The sequence below is a fragment of the Ligilactobacillus saerimneri DSM 16049 genome, assembly GCF_000423265.1.
Lineage (GTDB): Bacteria > Bacillota > Bacilli > Lactobacillales > Lactobacillaceae > Ligilactobacillus > Ligilactobacillus saerimneri.
This window is the reverse complement of the sequence record NZ_AUHQ01000001.1, coordinates 47,012-69,373: the sequence shown is the minus strand read 5'-3', so window position 1 is coordinate 69,373 and position 22,362 is coordinate 47,012. Positions and strand designations below refer to the sequence as shown.

Genomic DNA, 22,362 nt, shown 5'->3' with positions numbered 1-22,362 from the left:
TATGAAGATAGCACCATCGATTTTAAGTGCTGATTTTGCAAATTTACAAACAGACGTTGAAAAAGTTGAACAAGCTCAGGTGGATATGCTCCACATTGATGTGATGGATGGACACTTTGTTCCTAATTTGACTTTTGGACCCAATGTCGTGGCAGCATTGCGCCCACATTCACAACTTGTTTTTGATTGCCATTTAATGATTGAAAACCCAGAAAACTATGTAGAAGCATTCGCTGACGCAGGGGCTGATTTAATTGGAGTCCAGTATGAATCAACATCTAATATTCATCGGGCTTTGGACATGATCAAGAAAAAGGGCAAGTTGGCTGAAATCGTTATTAATCCTGGAACACCAGTGAGTGCAATTAGCTCATTATTGGCAATGGTTGACCAAGTGTTGGTTATGACTGTTGATCCCGGTTTTGGCGGACAAAAATTCATGCCTGAGATGTTGGATAAAGTAGCCGAATTAGCTCAAATTAAGCAGGAAAAAGGTTACCATTATGAAATTCAAGTCGACGGTGGTGTAAATGACCAAACAATTAAGCAGTGTGCACAAGCAGGGGCTACAGTGGCAGTAGCAGGTTCCTTTGTTTTTAAGGGTGACCCAGCTGTCCAAGTTGAAAAGTTACGCCAAGCAACAGTTGAGGAAGCGCTATAAATGCTAATCAATTTATTGGTTGGAGGACCCGAGGCCGTTTTGCCATCAGGTTTCTATGAATGGGCACAAACCCAACCCAATTGGGTCGGAGCTGACCAAGGAGCAGTGCGCTTGCTGGCTCATGGTATTACACCATGCCTTGCTGTGGGAGATTTTGATTCATCGACAGCGCAAGAAATAGCCATGGTCCAACAACAGATTAAACGGACTGTTATTGATCCCCAAAAGGATGACATTACGGATACGGAAATGGCCTTGCGTTATATTCGTCACTATTTTCCTGGGGTGACTCAAGTTAATATATTTGGGGCAACTGGAGCACGGATGGATCAACTATTAGCTAATCTTCTATTCGTTTTAAAGCCAGAGTTTGAGTATTTTTTAGATAAGGTAAAACTCTATGATCGGAATAATACAGTTTCTTTTTACCGTCCTGGTCAGTACACCTTGGTAAAAGAACAAGGGATGAAATATTTGGCATTTGTTCCTTTAACACCAGTGCAAGGTTTAGAGTTGCCGGATGAGAAATATCGGTTACCCAAAACGGATTTTTTATTACCAATATCACTATCTAGCAATGAGTTCATTGGGGATAAGGGGCATTTTACTTTTAGCCGTGGCGTTGTTGCGGTGATTCAAAGTTGTGATTGATATACTAAAAAGAGGGAGAGTAAACCCACTGAAAGTCAGTGAAGGTTACTCTCCCTCTTTAATTTTTGTATAAAAAAACTCGTACCGTAATGGAACGAGTTGGTTTTAATGGTTATTAGACCCGAGTAACTTTACCAGATTTCAATGCTCTAGCAGAAACCCAAACCTTCTTTGGCTTACCATCGACCAGGATGCGAACTTTTTGCAAGTTTGGCTTCCAGCTACGGTTAGATGAGTTCAAAGCGTGAGAACGCTTCTTACCGAAGGATGTCTTACGGCCTGTAATATAATCTTTTGCCATCTCAATAAACCCTCCTTTAACAAAAAACTTCAAGCACTTACGCTAATTCACTATATTAAATTAGCATAGTTATTTAGAGAATGCAAGAATAATCTGTAAAGTAATTTTCCTTCACAGCTTAAATTGAACGAATTAAGCCAAACTAAATGGAACAGTAGAGAAAGAAATTGACAAGCGTATTTTGTTTTGCTAGCATTGTTTGCTATAATTACAATAAGATTGTCGTAATTACTCAAGGAGGCTGTATTAAATGGCTGTAAAAATGCAAAGCAAGTTCGGTAACATCGATATTAGTAATGAAGTTATTGCAACTGTTGTTGGTGGTGCCGCAACTGAAATTTTCGGAATCGTTGGTATGGCTAGCAAAAATCAAATTAAAGACAATTTAAATGAAATTTTAAAGCGTGACAATTATTCTAAGGGTGTTGTCGTACGTCAAGAAGATGAAGGCGTAGCGATTGATCTTTACATAATTGTTAGTTATGGGACAAAGATTTCTGAAGTTTGCCATAATGTACAGGATAAAGTTAAATATAATTTGAAATCCATGTTAGGAGTAACCGCACATTCCGTGAACGTTTATGTTCAAGGCGTTCGAGTGACAGCTGACTAAGCTGACTGCGGTCTAAGGAGGAAGTTTCAAGGTGAAAGTTACAACGATTACTGGAGCGGAATTTCAAAAGATGGTCCGCGTCAGTTCTCAACGCTTAAATGATAATGCGGATTTTATTAACAGACTGAATGTTTTCCCCGTGCCTGATGGTGATACGGGAACAAATATGAGTTTATCCTTCGCTAGTGGATATAAATATCTGAGTGATGTTAATTCGGAAAGCACTGGTGAATTAGCTTCAGCATTAGCCAAGGGGTTGTTAATGGGAGCACGGGGGAATTCTGGTGTTATTCTCTCACAGATTTTCCGTGGTTTTCATAAGTCAGTTGGGGATAAGCAACAGCTATCAGCTCAAGACCTGACTGATGCGATTTCTTCTGGGGTAAAAATGGCTTATAAGGCCGTGATGAAGCCACAAGAAGGGACAATCTTGACGGTTGCTCGGAAAGCAGCTGAAGCAGTGCGAAAAGAAGTCAAAAAAACGGACGATTGTGTAGCAATTATGAAGGTCGCTTATGAGGCGGCTGAAGAAGCCCTCAAAATGACACCGGAATTGCTGCCTGTTTTGAAAGAAGTAGGCGTTGTTGATTCGGGTGGTCAAGGGCTAGTCTTTGTTTACCAAGGATTCTATGATGCTCTTTCTGGTAATGTTCGGCCAGAAGATGAACAAAAACACACCCCATCACTAGGTGAGATGCCAGAAATGGTAGGGGCCGAACATGCACAATCTAAGTTGAACGTTGAAGATATTAAAAATGGTTACTGTACACAAATCATGGTGCGTATCGGACGCGGAAAGCAAGTAACCCAGAAATTTGACTATGATACTTTCTACAATTATTTGGCTGACCTAGGTGACAGCCTTTTGGTAATCAACGATGATGAAGTAGTTAAAGTTCACGTTCACACCGAATACCCAGGTAAAGTGTTGTCATGGGGGCAACAATTTGGTGACCTCCAAACTGTTAAAGTTGACAATATGCGTTGGCAACAAGAAGAAATTATCATCAATGATAAGAAGGAAGAAGCAGAAGCTGCGCAGCCGGTTACTAATGATATTGCTGGCGACTATGGCATCGTTGCGGTTGCTTCAGGTGCAGGGATCACTGATATTCTCAAGAGTCTTGGAGCGACTTACATTCTTAGTGGTGGGCAAACTATGAACCCATCTACTAAGGATATTGTTGATGCTATCAATAGTACTCAAGCTGAAAAAGTAATTGTCTTACCAAATAACAAGAACATCTTGTTAGCGGCTGACCAAGCAGCAACGGTTGTTGATGCTGAAGTAGCTGTGGTACCAACAGCTTCCATTTCAGAAGCAATGACAGCACTGTTAGCCTTTGAAAAGACCAAAACTCTGGCTGAGAACCGCCAGGATATGACCGATAGCTTGCAAGATGTTACTTTCGGTAAAGTAACAAATGCCGTGCGTGATACCACTATTGAAGGTCAAGAGATCAAAAATGGTCAGTTTATGGGCATAATTGGCAAGAAAATCGAGATTGTGGCTGAAAATGTCCAACAAGCAACTGTCAAAATGATTGAAAAGATGGTTGATGAAGATAGTGAAATAGTTACTATTCTCTTTGGTGCTGACGGCGGTCAACAAGAGGCTGAAGCAATCAAGGATGCAGTTTTAGCTATTGATGAAGATTTAGAAGTAGAAATATACGAAGGAGACCAACCGGTATACCAATACATGGTTTCTGTTGAATAATATTAAAGGCTGGTTATGAACCAGTCTTTTTTGTTAGGGAGGTAGCACAGTGGTAGACATTTTAACAACACCAGTGACAGAACTTAAGGGTGTGGGTCCAAGAAAAGCTAGTGCGCTCAATAAATTAGGGATTAATACGATTAATGATCTCCTAACATATTTCCCTTTTCGTTATGAGGATGTTGGCGTTAAGGATTTGACGGCAGTTCAGGATCATCAAAAAGTGGCTTTGAAAGGTATAGTGGCGACTGATCCAACGGTGATCAGATTTGGTCGCTACAAGAGCCGGCTCAATTTTAATTTATTGATTGATCATAATGTAGTACGGGTAACTTTTTTCAACCAACCGTATTTAAGTAAAAAATTACAACGGGGAGAAGAAGTGATTTTGTACGGCACGTATGATGTTGCTCGGCAAAGTCTCTCAGGGATCAAGATCATTGCTGAAGATACAAGCCAGCGGAATGATTTCACTGGTGTATATAATTCATCTAAAGAAATCAAGGCTGGGACAATTAAAAAATTGGTTCATCAAGCTTATGAAAATTACCACGGAAGCATTCGTGATATTATTCCGGGGTCTTTGCGCCGAAAATTCCGTTTACTTTCACGCGAGCAAATGATTAAAGGAATGCACTTTCCTGTGAATGCGGAAGAAGCAACTCAGGCACGGCGAACAGCTATTTTTGAGGAATTTTTCTTATTTCAAGCCGGACTACAAGAATTACGTAAACTGCGTCGCCAAGAGCAGCAAGGGGTAAAAATAGACTATGATAATAAAAAGCTGCGGGAATTTATCCAGCAAATCCCCTTTGAGCTAACAAAAGCTCAAAAGCGTGTAGTCAATGAAATCTGTTCCGATATGCATCGTCCAATACATATGAATCGGTTACTTCAGGGAGATGTTGGTTCCGGAAAAACCATTGTGGCTACAATTGCGATGTATGCAGCGGTAACAGCAGGGTGGCAAAGTGTCTTGATGGCGCCAACGGAAATTTTAGCAGAGCAGCATGCTGATAAGCTGGCTACATTGTTGAGTCCTATGGGAGTTAACGTTGCTTTGGTGACTGGAAACACCGTTCGTAATCCCCGGCTACGGCGCGAATTATTGACCCACATTGAACACGGAGATGTGGACATCATTATTGGAACTCAGGCATTGATCCAAGAACGGGTGCACTTTGCACAGCTGGGCTTGGTAATTATCGATGAGCAACACCGTTTTGGGGTAGAGCAGCGGCAAACGTTATTGGCGAAAGGGGGTAACCCAGATGTCTTAACAATGACTGCTACACCAATCCCACGGACATTAGCAATTACAACATATGGAGAAATGGACTTATCGGTAATTGATGAGTTGCCTGCCGGGCGAAAACAGGTCCAAACTGTATGGTATAACAAAAAACAAGTAGGACAAGTGCGGTCATTGCTGCGAGAGCAACTGGACCAAGGTGCTCAAGCTTACGTTATATCGCCATTAATTGAAAAATCCGCCGTTATTGATCTCAAAAATGCCGAAGAAGTTTATCAAAATCTCAAAGATCATTTTGAACCACGTTACTCAGTAGGATTGTTGCATGGTAACATGACAAATGACGAGAAGAATCAAGTGATGCAAGCTTTTAAAGCAGGTGAACTAGCAATTCTGGCTTCGACCACAGTGATCGAAGTGGGGGTGGATGTTCCTAATGCAACTGTGATGGTAATTTTAGATGCTGATCGATTTGGCTTAGCACAACTGCATCAGTTACGGGGGCGCGTTGGTCGAGGCGATCAACAATCATATTGTGTGTTGGTAGCAGATCCTAAAAATGATTTTGGTAAAAAACGCATGGAAACAATGGTGGCAACTACCAATGGCTTTGTCATTGCACAAAAGGACCTGGAATTGCGGGGACAAGGTGATCTGTTAGGAAAAAAGCAGTCAGGATTACCAAGTTTTAAAGTTGGTGATCCAGTAACTAATCTCAATATATTACAAGTAGCACAACAAGCCGCACATGATATAATAAATGCTGATGATTATACGACTAACAACGAAAATCGAGTCTTAATTGAATACTTGCACCAGCAGATTGATAATGGATCTCGAGCCTAGTTAAGAAAGAAGGATTGATGATGAAGATTGCAGTCGATGCAATGGGTGGCGATTATGCGCCACAAAGTGTTGTAGCAGGGGTTGAGCGGGCCCGTGACGAATTTAAGGATGTTGAGTTTTTACTCTTTGGAAATCAGGCTCAGCTTACTGAATTGATCAAAGACAAAGAACGGCTTACGATTATTCCAACTACTGAGTTAATTACAATGAACGATGAACCAGTTAAGGCTATTCGCAAGAAGAAAGATTCCTCATTGGTGCGGGCAGCCCAAGCGGTTAAAGATGGGGCAGCAGATGCGCTATTTTCATGTGGCAATACAGGAGCTTTATTGGCTGTCGGATTGTTTATTATTGGACGAATTCGAGGTGTTGCTCGCCCAGGCTTACTGTCAACTTTGCCGATCATTTCTGGACAAGAAGGAGTTTTTAATCTCTTAGATAGTGGAGCTAATGCGGACGGAAAACCTGAGCACCTCTACCAATATGCTCTACTTGGAAAATATTATGCTGAGAGTGTTCGGGGAATTGATAACCCCCGGATTGGATTGCTTAACAATGGGACTGAACCGCATAAGGGGAGCAAGTTAACGGTAGCAGCACACCAGTTGATCAGTGCGGATCCAAGTTTGAATTTTGTAGGGAATGTTGAAGCACGTGATATGGCTAATGGAAGCTGTGATGTAATTGTTGCTGACGGCTTTACCGGAAATGCGGCCCTTAAGTCCATGGAAGGAACTGCCAAGGGAATTATGACTATGCTTAAAGATGCCATTATGACAAGCGGAGTTAAAGGAAAGTTGGGTGCCTTGCTCCTTAAACCTAGTCTCATGAAATTAAAACAACGAATGGATCAATCAACCTACGGTGGAGCAGTCCTTTTGGGAGCCAAAGCACCGGTTGTTAAAGCACATGGTGCTAGTGATGCCCGAACAGTATATTATACTGTAAAGCAGATCCGGGCAATGGTAGCAGGGCAGATGATTCCTAAATTTACAGCTTATTTAGCTACTCAGCAAAGCCGGGAAGATAGCTAGACTTTTATATGAAATACGGTTACAATGGGAATGTTAACTGTAAGTTGTGGAGGAAAGAAACATGACTGAACAAGAAGTATTTACGAAGATCGCGGCATTGATTGAAAAGCACTTCAATATTGCCACAGATAAAATTACCAATGAGCTTAATTTTCAAACTGATTTAGATGCGGATTCAATCGATAAAGTTGAATTTGTGTTAGAGTTAGAAGATGAGTTTGGGGCGGAAATTTCTGACGAGGATGCAGAAAAGCTTGCCACAGTTGGCGATGCGGTTCAATATATTTTAGCGCACCAAAACTAATGATTAGGGCTGGCAGAGATGCCGGCTTTTTTTGACGAAAGTAAATTGATAGTGAAGAGGGGTTAGACAGTGATTATAGGATTAACACAGATGTTGCATGATGATTTTGGAATTGATTTTCACAATCCAGATTTGTTAGATGAGGCCTTTACCCACGCTTCATATGCTAACGAACATAAACGTGAACACTTGAAATATTATGAAAGAATTGAATTTTTGGGTGATGCGGTTATGCAACTGTGCGTTTCAGAGTATTTATTCAAACGGTATCCACTGATGCCAGAAGGAAAACTCTCCCGTTTGCGGGCAGCAATGGTTCGGGAAGAAAGTTTTAGTAAATTTGCTGTGGAATGTCATTTTGATGAATATATTCGTTTAGGTAAAGGTGAAGAAAAGTCAAATGCACGGCAACGGCCAGCTTTATTATGTGATATTTTTGAAGCGTTTATAGGAGCATTGTATCTGGATCAGGGTAAAGATGAAGTAGTACGGTTTATTCAACGGGTAGTTTTCCCTAAATTGGATATGGGATGGTATGATCAACTTTTGGATCATAAGACTGAACTACAAGAATTTCTGCAGCAATCCGGGGAACGTACTATTGTTTATAAGGAAATCGGTGAAACTGGTCCAGATAATGACAAACACTATGCTATGGAAGTTAGTGTCGATGGCAAAGTGATTGGCAAAGGTGAGGGACATTCTAAGAAAGCTGCGGAACAAGCAGCTGCCTTCCAGGCACTAAAAGAGCTAAGAGGATAATGATGAGAGGAATTGTGCGTAGCCAATGAAATTAAAATCGTTGACCATAAGCGGCTTTAAATCATTTGCCGACAAAACCAAGATTGATTTTTTTGAAGGGATCACTGGAATTGTTGGCCCCAATGGGAGTGGCAAGAGTAATATCATTGAAGCCCTGCAATGGGTGTTAGGAGAACAATCTGCCAAGAACCTGCGGGGAGGCAAGATGAATGATGTGATTTTTGCTGGTTCGCAGACAAGGTCCCCATTGAACCGTGCAGAAGTTGAGCTGGTGCTGGATAATAGTGACCGTTTTTTGGCAATTGCTACTGATGAGGTGGCTATTACTAGGCGTATTTACCGGAATGGCGATAGCGAATATCTCATTAATCATAACCGGGTAAGGTTGCGTGATATCAGTGATTTATTTATTGATACTGGTCTAGGAAAAGAATCTTTTTCTATTATTTCGCAAGGCAAAGTAGAAGCAATTTTCAATAGTAAGCCGCTTGACCGGCGAATGTACATTGAAGAAGTTGCAGGTGTCCTAAAGTACAAGAAAGAGAAACAGCAAGCTGAAAATAAATTGGTCGATACTACTGCTCACTTAGAGCGGTTAAATGACATTGTTATTGAGTTACGTCGACGCCGTGATCCGCTAGAAGAACAAGCAAGTATTGCACGTGACTATTTGGAGCAGAAACGCAAATTTGACTATTACAAAAAGAGTCATTTGGTATTACAAATACAAGCGGGAATGCAGCGTAGTCAGAATATTGATCACGAACTAACCCTCTGTGAACAGGCTGTGATCAAATATGCGGGACAAGTAGAAAAATTAAGTAATTTGCTAGCTACAACCAAGGAAAAACAAGAGCAGCTTGATGAGCAGATTGATCAAGTGCAACATCAAGTCCAGGTCTATGCAACTCAAAGGGAATATTTTGCGGGGCAAACACAAGTTATTGATCAGCAAGCACACTATACTGCTGTGCGCCAAGATGAATTAGCCCAACAAATTTCAGCTAATCGAGCAACTTTGGTTGAAACTAAGGAACATGCACAAGAGTTAGACCAGCAGATTATCCAGTGGCAAAAGCAATTGATAGCTGCTGAAAATAGTAAGCAAGAAATAGCTAATGGAGTGGCTGAACAAGATAATGTAGTGGCAGAATTGAAGCAACAACAAGCTCAACAAGTAAAATTGTTGCAACAACAAGCCCAACTCCAAAGTGAAAAAAAGTATCTTACCCAAGAGCAAACTGATAGTGTGCAGCAACATACTAAGGATCGTGATGAGCAGGTAGCTGTCATAGGACAACTTGAATCATTACAACATGAAGCTCAATTAGCCACGCATAAAATAGAAGAGCTAGAAACTGCGATTACGGCCGGCCGTGAGCAATTAGAACAATTAGAGACTGTATATCAAAAGCAAAAGTTACGAGTACAAAACACTACTGACCAGTGGCAAAAGGGAAATCAAGTGTTGCAGCGGGCACAGACTCACTATGATACCTTAGTAAATATTAATGCTAAATACAGTGGGTATTATCAAGGAGCTCGCGAAGTATTACGCAACAAAAATCAGTTAGCAGGAATTATTGGCTCTGTGGCAGAAACAATTGAGGTATCACAGCAATACCTCACTGCGATTTCAACTGCTTTGGGGAGTCAGGCTCAAAATATAATTGTGACCGATGAACAAGCCGCTCAAAGAGGCATCAACTATTTACGGTCTAAGCGGTTAGGGCGAGCAACTTTTCTTCCCCGAACAACAGTACAGCCCTATCAACTCTCCATTAGTCAAAAGCAGCAAATTGCTCAAATGTCAGGTTTAGTAGGGATTGCTAGTGAATTGGTTGGTTATCCTAAGCAAGATGCTAATATTATTCAACGCCTGTTAGGGACAACAATTATTGCAACTACGATGGAAGCAGCAACAGCAATCGCACAGAGGTTACATTATAGTAGAAAAATAGTCACCCTAGCTGGCGATGTCATTAGCACTGGTGGATCTTTCACTGGGGGAGCATATCGTAAGGAGAACAATGGGGTCTTAGGGCAGAGTCAAGAAATCACTGCTTTAAGCCAACAAATCAAGGATATGCAAGCCAAATTAGCTGTAATTGTTCAGCAAAAAACGGAGGCACAAAAACAGTGCCAAGATGTTGCCACCCAGGTAACTAAAGTCCAAACAGACCTACAAGAGCTGCAGCAAGATGAACAAGAAAAACGAGGACAGTATGCAATCCTTGCGGCAAAAATTGTCCAGATTCAAGAAGAAGTAGCACGGGTTCGCGCACGTAATGCAACAGCTGATGATAAAGAAAGGAAAATTGCCACCCAATTAGGAACAATCGTAAAGAAGTTGCGTCAGGTTGAGCAAGCACTTGTCGTCAATGAACAAGCTCAAAAGCGGTTAGAGAAACAAATTACTGCGCACCAAGTAAGCAGACAAGCAACGCAAGTCCAAAAGCAACAATTAAATGAAAAAATTGTTGCGCTAACGGAACGGATCCAAGCGTTAAAAGTTCAACAAAAAGAAGTTGTTAACCAGCAGGAAAGATTACAAACTGTAGTTGCAAGCGATCAAGCTGCGCTGAAGAAGATTCGAGCACAGAAAAATGTCAGCTCACAACAAGCCCAGGAGCTAAAACAAAAACAAATTGCAACTGAGGAAAATTATCAGCAATTACAGCAGAAACTAAAGAAATTACAAGCACAACGACAAAACTGGCGTCAAAAGCGCGATGAAAATGAGCGTGATTATCAACAAGCTAGTGAGCGCTTAAATGGAGCTAAACTGAACCGTAAGGATATTGATAGTCAAAAACAGCGGACGGAAGAAAAACTAGATACTGCCTTGCAAGAACTACAAGCAAAGTTCAGCATTAGCTATGAGCAAGCAGCTCGCGACAACCAGGAGGATAACCTGGAAGAAGTTGAACGTCAATTGCGGATGCTTCACCGTGGCTTAGCTGAACTAGGGACTGTTAATGTTCACGCAATTGAAGAGTTTAAAGAAGTCGATAAACGGTATCAATTTTTACTGGAACAGCAAGATGACCTATTAGCGGCTAAAGCCCAGTTAGAAAACACTATGGCCGAGATGGATGATGAAGTGACTACGCGGTTTGCGGATGCATTTGCAGCAGTGCAGGCCAAGTTTACAGCCATTTTCCCACAAATTTTTGGTGGTGGTAGGGCAGAACTGATCCTGACTGATCCTGAGGATATGCTTCATACTGGCATTGATATCATGGCACAACCACCTGGTAAAAAGTTTCGCCAGTTGAGTTTATTATCGGGTGGTGAACGGGCACTGGTTGCAATTACACTATTATTTGCCATCTTACAGGTAAAACCAGTACCGTTTACAATCTTAGATGAAGCGGAAGCGGCTCTTGATGATGCAAATATTGAACGCTACTCGCGTTATTTGCAGAAGTTAGATAAAGATACGCAATTTATTGTGATCACGCACCGTAAAGGAACAATGCTGCAGGCTAATGTTTTGTATGGAGTTACGATGCAGGAATCAGGTGTATCCCAAGTGGTTTCGCTTGCTTTGGGGAGTTTAATACCAAAAGCAGATTAAGTTTGTTAAAATAATAAGTAAATGTAACGAAGCGGGAGTGAATTGAGGATGGGCTTATTTGACAAAATTAAACGAGCCTTCACAGGTGAACAACAAGCGCCTAGTAAAGAAGAAACTCACTATGAGAATGGCTTGAAGAAGAGTCGGCAGGGATTTGGGGCTAAACTGAATGCCTTGTTTGCTAATTTTCGAACTGTGGATGAAGATTTCTTCGATGATTTAGAGGAAACTTTAATTGAAGCTGATGTTGGCTATGATATTGCGCTAAAAATCAGTGATGCTTTGCGTGATGAAGTTAAGTTGGAAAATGCTAAATCTAAAGAAGAAGTTTCTAACGTTATCATCAATAAGTTAGTAGAGATTTATGAAGAAGAAGGAAAAGATGAAGATCGGCGGTTGCAGACTGCAGCTGCTGGCCCAACTGTCTATTTCTTTGTTGGGGTTAATGGAGTCGGCAAAACGACAACGATCGGTAAGTTAGCACATCGTTATCAAGAACAAGGACAAAAAGTTTTACTAGCAGCAGCTGACACATTTCGTGCAGGTGCGATTCAGCAACTTGAAAAATGGGGCGAAAGAGTTGGTGTTCCAGTTGTCAGCAAGGGGCCTAATAGTGATCCGGCAGCAGTAGTATATGATGCAGTTCAAAAGGCTAAGCAAGAAGATTATGACATTTTACTTGTAGATACGGCTGGACGTCTACAAAACAAAGTTAATTTAATGAAGGAATTAGAAAAAATGGCGCGGGTTATCGCGCGGGAGATTCCTGAGGCCCCACATGAAGTTCTATTAGCTTTGGATGCTACTACTGGTCAAAATGCATTGACACAGGCCAAACAATTTAAAGAAGTAACCAATGTGACGGGAATTGTGTTGACTAAGTTAGATGGTACGGCTCGGGGCGGCATTGTACTGGCTATTCGAAATGAGTTGCATATTCCAGTTAAATTAGTTGGCTTGGGTGAACAAATGGATGATCTGCGTGACTTTAATCCTGAAGAATTTGTTTATGGCTTGTTTAAAGGTCTAGTAGTAGACAGTAAAACAGAAGCAAATGATGATAGTGATTCTGAATAGGTGAAACTTATGGAGATTGCGAAAACAAATCGGATTAATGCGCTGTTTGAATTTTATGAGCCGTTATTGACCAAAAAACAAACAGATTATGTTGCGCTTTACTATCGTGATGACTATTCACTGGGAGAAATAGCGGAAAATTATGCTGTTTCCCGCCAAGCTGTGTATGATAATATTCGGCGAACAGAGAAAATCTTAGAAGAATATGAAGCTAAGCTTCATTTATATAGTAATTTTATTAAGATTAGTACCAACGTCGATAAGCTCAATCAGTACGTACAGACGCGTTATCCTGCAGACCAGGAATTACAAACTTTGGTGCAAAATTTAGAAAAACTAGAAGAATAGGTTGGTGAAGACCATATGGCATTTGAAGGCTTGACCGAAAGACTACAAAATGCAATCGCAAAATTACGGCGGAAAGGAAAAATTAGCGAGAATGATGTTAAAGAAGTTATGCGGGAAATCCGCCTCGCGCTACTTGAAGCCGACGTTAACTTTAAAGTTGTTAAAGATTTTGTAAAACAAGTTCGAACACGAGCAGTTGGTTCGGAAGTGTTGGAATCATTAACGCCTGCACAGCAAATCGTTAAAATTGTTAACGAAGAGTTGATCAAGGTGATGGGGGATGAAGCTGTCCCGCTTAATCACTCTAAGAAGATTCCTACTATTATTATGATGGTGGGTTTACAAGGGGCAGGTAAAACGACCACTGCTAGCAAGTTGGCTGCCAAACTGAAACGTGAGAATAAAGCGCGGCCACTGATGATTGCAGCCGATGTGTACCGGCCAGCCGCAATTGAACAATTAAAAATTTTGGGCAAAGAAAATGATATTCCAGTTTTTGAAATGGGAACGGATGTATCACCGGTTGAAATTGTTCGGCATGGTTTAGCCCAAGCAACTGCAAATAAAAATGACTATGTTTTTATTGATACGGCCGGTCGACTGCAAATTGATGAGAAATTGATGGCAGAGTTAGCTCAGATAGAAGAGCTAGCGCAACCGGATGAAATTCTACTCACAGTTGATGCTATGACAGGGCAAAATGCTGTGGAAGTGGCACAAGGCTTTAATGATCAGTTGAATATCACTGGGGTTGTTTTGACCAAGTTGGATGGTGACACTCGTGGTGGGGCTGCTTTATCCATTCGCGCGGTTACTGGTAAGCCAATTAAGTTCATTGGACAAGGCGAAAAGATGGATGATCTTGACGTCTTCTATCCTGACCGGATGGCTTCACGGATTCTCGGGATGGGTGATATGCTGACTTTGATTGAAAAAGCTCAGCGTGATTATGACGCCGAAAAAGCTAAGAAATTAGAAGAAAAGATGCGGGAAAACACCTTTGACTTTAACGATTTCTTAGACCAAATGAATCAGATTCAAAACATGGGATCTCTGCAAGATATTATTAAAATGATCCCGGGGTTAGCTAATAATCCAGCCTTGAAGAATGCTAATATCGATCCTAAGGATATGGAGCGGACAAAAGCAATTGTTTACTCCATGACAAAAGCAGAACGGGAAAATCCTGATTTGTTGAACCCAAGTCGGCGGCGGCGGATTGCTGCTGGTTCAGGACGTCCTATTCAAGAAGTAAACAGAATGATTAAGCAATTCAAACAGATGCGTGATATGATGAGTAAAGTTTCCAAGGGTAACTTTGGGGGCATGGAGCAGATGTTTGGCAACGGAATGGGTGGCCGCTTAGCTAAGATGTCAATGAATAGAATGGTAAGAAAACAAAAAAAGCTAAAGCAAAAGCGGATGAAACAACTACGGCGTAAGGGACGGCGATAAAAAAATCACCCTGTCAAGAATTTATCCTTTACACCGAATAAATTTCCTGGTATATTATTTATCGTTGAGAAGAATAATAGGAGGTGGAAACACATGTCAGTTAAGATTCGTTTAAAGCGTATGGGTTCTAAGAAGCGTCCATTTTACCGTATTGTTGTTGCTGATTCACGTTCACCACGTGATGGCCGTTTCATCGAATCTGTAGGTACTTATAATCCATTAACAGAACCAGAAACAGTAACTCTTGAAGAAGAAAGCATTTTGGGCTGGTTGAACAACGGTGCTCAACCATCAGATACAGTTCGTAACATTCTTTCTCGTCAAGGCGTTATGAAGAAGTTCCACGAAGCTAAGTTTTCTAAGAAATAAGGTAAGTTAAGATGACTCAAGCAGACGTCAAGCAATTGCTACAAACCATTGTAGAGCCGTTAGTCACTGCACCTGAGCAGGTTAAGGTTACTATTGATCAGGACGAGTTTTATCTGAAATTAAACTTATTTGTCGCCCCGGAAGATATTGGTCGGGTGATTGGAAAGCATGGGCGGGTGGCTTCGGCTATTCGGACCATCATTTATAGTGTACGTTTGGACGAACCAAAAGAGATTCGTTTAAATATTGTGGACGATTAAAAAGACTCTTGTGTAAACTTTATGTTTGCCAAGAGCCTTTTTTGTAAGTTTAATAAAAGAAGGGAGAATTCGATGGAATTTTATAATGTTGGTACTATTGTAAATACTCACGGCATTAGAGGCGAAGTTAGGGTAATGGTGACATCGGACTTTGCTGATGAACGTTTCCAACCGGGGAACACAGTGTATTTATTTCCGCAGGGGGCAACAAGCCCGGTTGCAGTTGAGATTGCCCGCCACCGCAGGCACAAAAATTTTGAACTGCTAACTTTTGTGGGGATGGAAAATATTAACGATGTGGAACAATTTAAGGGTGCGGCAATTAAAGTCGACAGCACACAGCATCAAGAACTGGAAGAAGGAACATATTACTATGACCAAATCATTGGTTTAGTAGTAGAAACACTTGCCGGCGAAGAATTAGGAAAAATCAAAGAAATTATCCCTACTAACGGAGCAAATGATGTATGGGTAGTGCAACGTATAGGCCAAAAAGATCTACTATTACCAGTTATTGATGATGTTGTGAAAGAGGTTGATTTGGTAGCGCAAAAGGTTACGGTTGATTTATTGGAAGGACTGGATGATTAATGCAGATAGATATTTTAAGTCTTTTTCCAGAAATGTTTTCAGGACCACTAACGGAGTCGATTATTGGTAAAGCAATTGAAAAAGACTTGTTGGATGTCGAAGTGACCGATTTTAGAGATTACACAACTAACAAACAGCACCATGTTGATGATGAACCATACGGTGGTGGAGCTGGAATGTTGCTACAGGCTCAACCAATTTTTGATGCCTTAGATGCGATTGAAGCCAAAAAAGGTGGTTTGGGACGAGTTATCCTATTAGATCCAGCGGGAAGACAGTTCACACAGGAAGTAGCAGAAGAACTATCCCAGGAAGATCATTTAACCTTTATTTGCGGACATTATGAAGGTTATGATGAACGCATCCGGACACGAGTAACAGATGAAATCTCCCTAGGTGATTTCGTGTTAACAGGGGGCGAGCTTGGAGCGATGGTTGTCTTAGATGCGACGGTGCGCTTATTGCCAAACGTTTTGGGTAACGCCGCTTCAGCTGCAGGAGATTCTTTTTCTAATGGTTTATTAGAATATCCACAGTATACTCGTCCGGCTGATTTTCGGGGTCTTAAAGTACCAGCAGTATTGACCAGTGGTAATCACCAAAAGATTGCTGAATGGCGACGAAAAGAATCATTGCGGCGGACATTTTTACGGCGTCCAGATTTATTGAAAAATGTCACATTGGATGATCAGGATCGTAAATGGCTGCGCGAATTTGCAACTATGACTAATAAAGATGAAAATTAAATGCTTGATTTGCTTTACAAGTCTGAGCAGTTATTGTAAAGTATTATTTGGCTATTGCCACAAAAACGATATTCCGCTGCGACTGGACAAGAATGTCGGAGAAAGGAAGAAATAGATTTATGTCAGTTAATCCATTAATCGAAAAGATTACCCAATCACAATTACGTGATGATATTCCAGATTTCCGTCCTGGTGATACAGTACGGGTTCACGCTTTAATCGTTGAAGGTAAGCGTGAACGTGTTCAGATCTTCGAAGGCGTTGTTATCAAGCGTCGGGGCGAAGGTGTAAGTGAAACTTATACAGTTCGTAAGATGAGTAGTGGCGTTGGTGTTGAACGTACTTTCCCTGTTCACACACCACGTGTTGAAAAGATTGAAGTCGTACGCCATGGTCGTGTACGCCGTGCTAAGCTCTACTACTTACGTGAACGTAATGGTAAGGCTGCTCGTATTGCTGAAAAGCGTCGTGACAAGTAATAATGTCATATTAAAGTCTGTGTTTTAAAGCACAGGCTTTTTTATTTTTCTAAAATTTAAAAGTATGCTGCAATATACATAACTAATACATATCGTACTCAGCAGTTTTAGAGTAGGAGGTGCGAAATTAAGAATGAATTAGAAACACTTAGGCTCCAAGAGAATATTGCTGGTTTCACATCAGTTGCTCTGATGTGGATGCTGAAACATCTGGGGGATGAGGATGGGGCAGTTCGTGATGAGTTAGTCACAGCTTTATTTGCCCGTGGCTTTGAAGAGCATATTCTGACAGACAAACAAAAAAAGCAAATCATTCAGTATCTGATTGATAATAATTGTCTTTTTCAAGCAATTAATGAAAAATCAGACAAAGTATATTTGCGCAGTTTTACAGCCCTTTTGATCAGTATAATTTTGGAAGACGATGTAAGGACACGTTTTTTAAATAACGAACAAGTAGCTTATTTCTTCAAACTGGCCAATACATATATTTTTGCAGAAAAAGATTTTCGCGGTTATGATTCGACCAATGGTTGGGGACATGCTCTTGCTCATGCAAGTGATCTTTTGGTGAGTGCCATGCGCCATCCAGATTATGAGTTACAGGTTACAGAATTTTTTGGCAATCTGGAGGAGCTAATTCTTCATATTAAACAGCCATTATTTGATAATGAAGCGAAGCGCTTAGGGCGCGTGCTCAACCAAGCATTTAAAATGCCCAATCTTACGGGGAACGATTTTATTTATTACTGTGACCGCATTGATCGTGTTTGTTGGCAGAAACATCAACAAGTAAGGGATCCTCAACCAGACTATTGCCTTGATTTTTGGATAGAAACATTGAATGCAGTATTCTTCATTAGTGATGTGCATGATTTGAAAGAATATTGTGACATGAAAGTACAGAATTACTATACAAACTTGGGTTACCAGGGTTAATTGAAAGTTGGACAGCAAAATAATTTTTGCTATTTTAGCTGTTGGTCTACCAAGGTCTGGGGAATTTATGGTACTATAAAACCAAATGGTTAAGAATAAGATACTGTAATATCTTAGCAACTTAGGAGGAAGATTATGGTAGCGGATAATATCAAATACAAACGTGTCCTGCTTAAACTAAGTGGGGAAGCATTGGCAGGAGAAAATGAAAAGGGAATTAACCCCCTAGAAATCAAAAAAGTTGCTGAAGAAATTAAAGAAGTTCATGATTTAGGTGTTCAGATTGCAATCGTTGTTGGCGGTGGCAACATGTGGCGGGGTGTCACTGGTGCTAAGATCGGTATGGAAAGAGCCCAAGCTGACTACATTGGGATGTTAGGGACAGTTATGAACGCTTTAGCCCTCCAAGATAGTCTTGAAGCAATTGGAGCTCCAACACGGGTACAGACAGCGATTGAAATGCGCCAAATCGCTGAACCATATATTAGAAGAAAGGCAATGCGCCACTTAGAAAAGGGTCGGATTGTCATTTTTGCGGCTGGAACTGGGTCACCATATTTCTCAACTGATACCACAGCAGCATTACGGGCTTCAGAAATTAATGCTGATGTAATTTTGATGGCTAAAAATGGTGTGGATGGAATTTATTCAGCTGATCCAAAGAAAGATGCTTCAGCGGTTAAATTTGATAAATTAACCCATATGGATATTATTAATAAGGGTCTGTCAGTGATGGACACAACTGCTTCATCATTATCAATGGATAATGATATTCCGTTGGTTGTCTTTAATATGAATCAACATGGCAACATTAAAGAAGTAGTTGAAGGTAAGAATATCGGAACAACAGTGGAAGGAAAATAATTATGCAAGTAAATGATCCAATGATTAAAGAAAACCAAGAACGCATGGCCAAGACCGAAGACGCTTTACGGCGTGAATTAGGTAAAATCCGTGCTGGACGGGCTAATACCAGTCTGTTAAATCAAGTAATGGTTAACTATTATGGAGCTCCAACTCCATTAAATCAGATGGCACAGATCACGGTTCCTGAAGCACGGGTGCTATTGGTTAACCCATACGACAAGTCATCATTGAAAGATGTGGAACATGCTTTGTTAGCTGCTAACTTAGGTATTTCCCCAGCGAATGATGGTGATGTTATTCGTCTAGTTATTCCACAATTAACAGAAGAACGGCGGAAAGAAATTGCTAAGGAAGTTAAAGCCAAGGCCGAAGAAGCTAAGGTTGCAATTCGGAATATCCGGCGTGATATCATGGATGCTTTGAAGAAGAGTGAAAAAGACGGTGAATTAACTGAGGATGATTTGCACGATTTAGAAGATGTAGCACAAAAGGTTACTGATCAATCAATTAAGAATATCGATGCCATCCGTGCCGAAAAGGAAAAAGAAATTCTGGAAGGCTAATTTAGTAAGCAAAGAGGACATAAAAAGGCAATCCCAGGTAGCTTGACTGCTGTTTTGCCTTTTTTTATTTTATGAAATTGCAAGGATAGATATAATGGTAGACAATAATCAAGAAATTATTATGGACCGGGTGCCAGCTCATGTGGCTATTATTATGGATGGCAACGGTAGATGGGCCAAAAAAAGATTTCTGCCACGAATTGCTGGTCATAAAGAAGGGATGGAAACTGTACGTAAGATTACGCGGGCAGCAAACGACTTAGGTGTAAAAGTTTTAACTCTTTATGCATTTTCAACTGAAAACTGGAAAAGACCATCAAAGGAAGTCAACTATTTGATGAGTTTGCCCGTGACCTTCTTTAATAAATTTGTACCTGAATTAATCGCTCAAAATGTGCGTGTGAATGTTATGGGGTATATTGATCAATTACCTGTAAAAACACAACAAGCTGTTAAGGATGCGATTGCTAAAACATCAAATAATACAGGAATGGTACTTAATTTTGCTCTTAATTATGGGGGAAGGGCAGAAATTGTTTCAGCTGTTCAAAATATTGCCCAAAAAGTTGCTGCCAAGACTATGGATGTTGCTGATATTGACGAACAAGTGGTCAGTCAGGCATTGATGACCGGAAGTTTGGGCCAATATGCTGATCCTGATCTTTTGATTCGTACGAGTGGTGAAGAACGAATTTCTAACTTTTTGCTCTGGCAATTAGCATACAGTGAGATGGTATTCACTGATGTTTTATGGCCAGACTATTCTGCTGAAGATCTTAAATACGCTATAATTAAATACCAGCAACGTGATCGCCGCTTTGGTGGTGTGCAAGAAAAGGAGAGCGAATAAATGAAACAAAGAGTTATTACTGCAGTAATTGCATTAATTATTTTTATTCCATTACTGTATGTAGGCGGGATGCCATTTGCAATTTTAGCAACTCTTTTAGGGTTGATTGGAATTTCAGAAATTTTAGTTATGAAAAAGAAGTTATTGGTTTCGCCAGAAGCGATTTTGGCTTTCTTAATGACCTTTACACTGATAGAGCCTGTACCAATGTTGGGACATATTGATCGTACCGCTGTATTATCGATCTGTTCTTTATGCATGCTATTGTTAACCGTTACCTCTAAGAATCGTTTCAGTTTTGATGATGCGGGGGTATTGATTTTAGGTTCCTTATATGTCGGAATGGGTTTCCATTATATGATTATGGCGCGTGATGTAGGTCTTTTGACAATTTTGTACGCCTTTTTGATTGTTTGGTTAACCGATTCAGGTGCTTATTTAATTGGAAGAAAAATTGGTAAACATAAATTAGCCCCACATGTTAGCCCCAATAAAACGTGGGAAGGTTCAATTGGTGGAACAGTACTAGCAGTGCTTGTGTTAGCTGTTTACTTGTATTTCTTCCCACAACGGTACTCATATTCAATAATGTTGTTGTTGACATTGATTTTCTCAGTTGGTGGACAGTTAGGCGATCTAGTAGAATCTGCTTTGAAACGCCATTATGGAGTTAAAGATTCAGGAAAGATTCTTCCTGGCCACGGGGGGATTTTAGATCGTTTTGACTCGATCATGTTTATTTTACCGATTATGTTTTTGCTAAATGTAATTTAGTATGTAAATGAAAGGGGCCAGAGTTTGGTTAAAACAGTTATTGCATTTATCATTATTTTTGGCGTTCTGGTCTTTGTCCATGAATTTGGGCATTATTTCTTTGCGCGGCGAGCTGGTATTTTGGTACGTGAATTCTCCATCGGAGTGGGACCGAAGTTATTTGCTTTTCGCCGTGGTTCAACGACATTTACCATTCGGATTTTGCCCCTAGGGGGATATGTGCGTTTAGCGGGACTGGAAGATGATCAGGATTACCTTCAAAAAGGAATGCCGATTGTAGTGGCACTGGACGATAATAACCACGTTGTGCGAATTGATGCTTCAAAGAAGCACCACTTGATGACTGGGATGCCACTTGAAGTGACTGCTTGGGATTTAGAAAAAGAATTATGGCTTGAAGGGTACGCTGATAGTGAAGAAAATGATTTGCGCCGGTTATCAGTTGATCATGACGCTACGATTATTGAAGCTGATGGAACCGAGTTACAGATTGCACCATTAGATGTGCAGTTTCAATCCGCAAGCGTCATGAAGCGGATAATCACCAATGCAGCCGGTGCGTTTAATAACTTCTTACTTGCGATTATTGCTTTCTTTTTAATCGCGGTCCTTCAAGGAGGCGTAGCTAGTAGCACCAATCAAGTCGCTAAGGTGATGCCTCATTCGGTTGCTGCCGATGCAGGGATTAAGGCCAATGATCAAATTATAAGAATTAATGGTGATAGGACAGCAACTTGGGACCAAGTGGCCACAGCTATTGGCAACCATCCTGGTAAAAAAATTACAATCACTGTTCAGCGCAAGCATGATACACATGAAATCGCCATGACCCCGCAAGTTAAAATAGAAAACGGACGCAAAACAGGGGTCATTGGAATCACTGCTAAACTGGAATATGATCGGTCACCGGGAGCAATTATAGGTTATGGTTTTAAGGAAACTGCTACGATGGTTGCAACAATCTTTAGTGCATTGGGGCGGATGTTCACCCATGGAGTAAGTCTAAACGACTTTGGGGGACCAGTCGCAATGTATTCCTATACTTCGGAAGCAGCCCAATATGGGGTGTTGAGTGTAGTTGGTTTGTTGGCTGTTTTGTCAGTTAATTTAGGAGTAGTCAATCTTTTGCCCATTCCAGCACTAGATGGTGGTAAGATATTGTTGAATATTATTGAAGGTGTCCGGGGAAAACCACTTGATCCGGAAAAAGAAGGCCTAATCACTATGATTGGTTTTGGGTTCTTGTTGCTATTGATGATTTTAGTTACATGGAATGATTTCCAACGGTTTTTCCTGCATTAAAAAATAATTGATAATTTG

Annotated in this window: 24 protein-coding genes; 23 read left to right on the top strand and 1 reads right to left on the bottom strand. The window is 40.7% G+C overall.

Annotated elements, in window-relative coordinates:
• The first annotated feature begins 1 nt into the window (after nt 1).
• Both rpe and G541_RS0100470 read left to right on the top strand, forming a co-directional pair.
• On the top strand, nt 2-661 hold the full coding sequence (rpe, locus tag G541_RS0100475; RefSeq protein WP_027826119.1) for a ribulose-phosphate 3-epimerase: 660 nt from the start codon (nt 2-4) through the stop codon (nt 659-661).
• The gene (locus tag G541_RS0100470; RefSeq protein WP_027826118.1) at nt 662-1,312 is read left to right on the top strand and encodes a thiamine diphosphokinase; all 651 of its coding nucleotides are present in this window, start codon (nt 662-664) and stop codon (nt 1,310-1,312) included.
• Nucleotides 1,313-1,427: 115 nt separating this feature from the next.
• Here G541_RS0100470 and rpmB read toward each other — a convergent pair whose 3' ends face one another.
• Nucleotides 1,428-1,613 (bottom strand): 50S ribosomal protein L28, encoded by a 186-nt coding sequence (rpmB, locus tag G541_RS0100465; protein ID WP_009554714.1) that lies wholly within the window; start codon nt 1,611-1,613, stop codon nt 1,428-1,430.
• Nucleotides 1,614-1,863: 250 nt separating this feature from the next.
• Between rpmB and G541_RS0100460 the strand changes: the two genes are divergently transcribed.
• From G541_RS0100460 to rseP, 21 genes are all read left to right on the top strand, one after another.
• Nucleotides 1,864-2,226 carry an Asp23/Gls24 family envelope stress response protein gene (locus G541_RS0100460; RefSeq protein WP_009554712.1) on the top strand — a complete coding sequence of 121 codons (363 nt, stop codon included), beginning with the start codon at nt 1,864-1,866 and terminating at the stop codon, nt 2,224-2,226.
• Between the two features lie 31 nt (nt 2,227-2,257).
• Complete coding sequence (locus G541_RS0100455) at nt 2,258-3,946, top strand: DAK2 domain-containing protein (RefSeq protein WP_027826117.1); 1,689 nt, start codon at nt 2,258-2,260, stop codon at nt 3,944-3,946.
• Nucleotides 3,947-3,995: 49 nt separating this feature from the next.
• Nucleotides 3,996-6,044: an ATP-dependent DNA helicase RecG gene (gene recG / locus G541_RS0100450; protein WP_027826116.1), complete on the top strand. Its 2,049-nt coding sequence runs from the start codon at nt 3,996-3,998 to the stop codon at nt 6,042-6,044.
• A gap of 20 nt (nt 6,045-6,064) precedes the next feature.
• A complete protein-coding gene (gene plsX, locus G541_RS0100445) occupies nt 6,065-7,078 on the top strand; it encodes a phosphate acyltransferase PlsX (protein ID WP_027826115.1) in 1,014 nt (337 codons plus the stop codon).
• A 61-nt stretch (nt 7,079-7,139) separates the two neighbouring features.
• Nucleotides 7,140-7,382: an acyl carrier protein gene (acpP, locus tag G541_RS0100440; protein WP_009554701.1), complete on the top strand. Its 243-nt coding sequence runs from the start codon at nt 7,140-7,142 to the stop codon at nt 7,380-7,382.
• Between the two features lie 69 nt (nt 7,383-7,451).
• Nucleotides 7,452-8,144 carry a ribonuclease III gene (rnc, locus tag G541_RS0100435; protein ID WP_009554699.1) on the top strand — a complete coding sequence of 231 codons (693 nt, stop codon included), beginning with the start codon at nt 7,452-7,454 and terminating at the stop codon, nt 8,142-8,144.
• Between the two features lie 25 nt (nt 8,145-8,169).
• Entirely contained in the window at nt 8,170-11,724 is a 3,555-nt protein-coding gene (gene smc, locus G541_RS0100430) for a chromosome segregation protein SMC (protein ID WP_027826114.1), read from the top strand.
• 48 nt (nt 11,725-11,772) lie between these two features.
• Entirely contained in the window at nt 11,773-12,801 is a 1,029-nt protein-coding gene (gene ftsY / locus G541_RS0100425; RefSeq protein ID WP_027826113.1) for a signal recognition particle-docking protein FtsY, read from the top strand.
• A 9-nt stretch (nt 12,802-12,810) separates the two neighbouring features.
• Nucleotides 12,811-13,149: a putative DNA-binding protein gene (locus tag G541_RS10330; RefSeq protein WP_009554692.1), complete on the top strand. Its 339-nt coding sequence runs from the start codon at nt 12,811-12,813 to the stop codon at nt 13,147-13,149.
• A gap of 15 nt (nt 13,150-13,164) precedes the next feature.
• On the top strand, nt 13,165-14,604 hold the full coding sequence (gene ffh, locus G541_RS0100415) for a signal recognition particle protein (RefSeq protein WP_027826112.1): 1,440 nt from the start codon (nt 13,165-13,167) through the stop codon (nt 14,602-14,604).
• Nucleotides 14,605-14,697: 93 nt separating this feature from the next.
• Nucleotides 14,698-14,973, top strand: a complete 276-nt coding sequence (gene rpsP, locus G541_RS0100410; protein WP_009554686.1) for a 30S ribosomal protein S16 — start codon at nt 14,698-14,700, stop codon at nt 14,971-14,973.
• 11 nt (nt 14,974-14,984) lie between these two features.
• Nucleotides 14,985-15,233, top strand: coding sequence for a KH domain-containing protein (locus G541_RS0100405; protein ID WP_009554683.1), 249 nt, complete (start codon nt 14,985-14,987; stop codon nt 15,231-15,233).
• Between the two features lie 72 nt (nt 15,234-15,305).
• Nucleotides 15,306-15,824, top strand: coding sequence for a ribosome maturation factor RimM (gene rimM, locus G541_RS0100400; RefSeq protein WP_027826111.1), 519 nt, complete (start codon nt 15,306-15,308; stop codon nt 15,822-15,824).
• A complete protein-coding gene (gene trmD, locus G541_RS0100395; RefSeq protein ID WP_009554680.1) occupies nt 15,824-16,570 on the top strand; it encodes a tRNA (guanosine(37)-N1)-methyltransferase TrmD in 747 nt (248 codons plus the stop codon). The genes rimM and trmD overlap by 1 nt, the downstream gene beginning before the upstream one ends.
• Nucleotides 16,571-16,689: 119 nt before the next feature.
• The gene (gene rplS, locus G541_RS0100390) at nt 16,690-17,049 is read left to right on the top strand and encodes a 50S ribosomal protein L19 (protein ID WP_009554678.1); all 360 of its coding nucleotides are present in this window, start codon (nt 16,690-16,692) and stop codon (nt 17,047-17,049) included.
• 192 nt (nt 17,050-17,241) lie between these two features.
• Nucleotides 17,242-17,988, top strand: coding sequence for a DUF2785 domain-containing protein (locus G541_RS09900; RefSeq protein WP_051174511.1), 747 nt, complete (start codon nt 17,242-17,244; stop codon nt 17,986-17,988).
• 135 nt (nt 17,989-18,123) lie between these two features.
• Complete coding sequence (gene pyrH / locus G541_RS0100380; RefSeq protein WP_009554674.1) at nt 18,124-18,852, top strand: UMP kinase; 729 nt, start codon at nt 18,124-18,126, stop codon at nt 18,850-18,852.
• A gap of 2 nt (nt 18,853-18,854) precedes the next feature.
• Complete coding sequence (frr, locus tag G541_RS0100375) at nt 18,855-19,418, top strand: ribosome recycling factor (protein ID WP_027826110.1); 564 nt, start codon at nt 18,855-18,857, stop codon at nt 19,416-19,418.
• Nucleotides 19,419-19,512: 94 nt separating this feature from the next.
• Complete coding sequence (locus G541_RS0100370; RefSeq protein WP_027826109.1) at nt 19,513-20,268, top strand: isoprenyl transferase; 756 nt, start codon at nt 19,513-19,515, stop codon at nt 20,266-20,268.
• A complete protein-coding gene (locus tag G541_RS0100365) occupies nt 20,269-21,042 on the top strand; it encodes a phosphatidate cytidylyltransferase (protein ID WP_027826108.1) in 774 nt (257 codons plus the stop codon). It abuts the gene before it with no gap.
• Between the two features lie 24 nt (nt 21,043-21,066).
• Nucleotides 21,067-22,344, top strand: a complete 1,278-nt coding sequence (gene rseP, locus G541_RS0100360; RefSeq protein ID WP_027826107.1) for an RIP metalloprotease RseP — start codon at nt 21,067-21,069, stop codon at nt 22,342-22,344.
• Nucleotides 22,345-22,362: the final 18 nt, after the last annotated feature.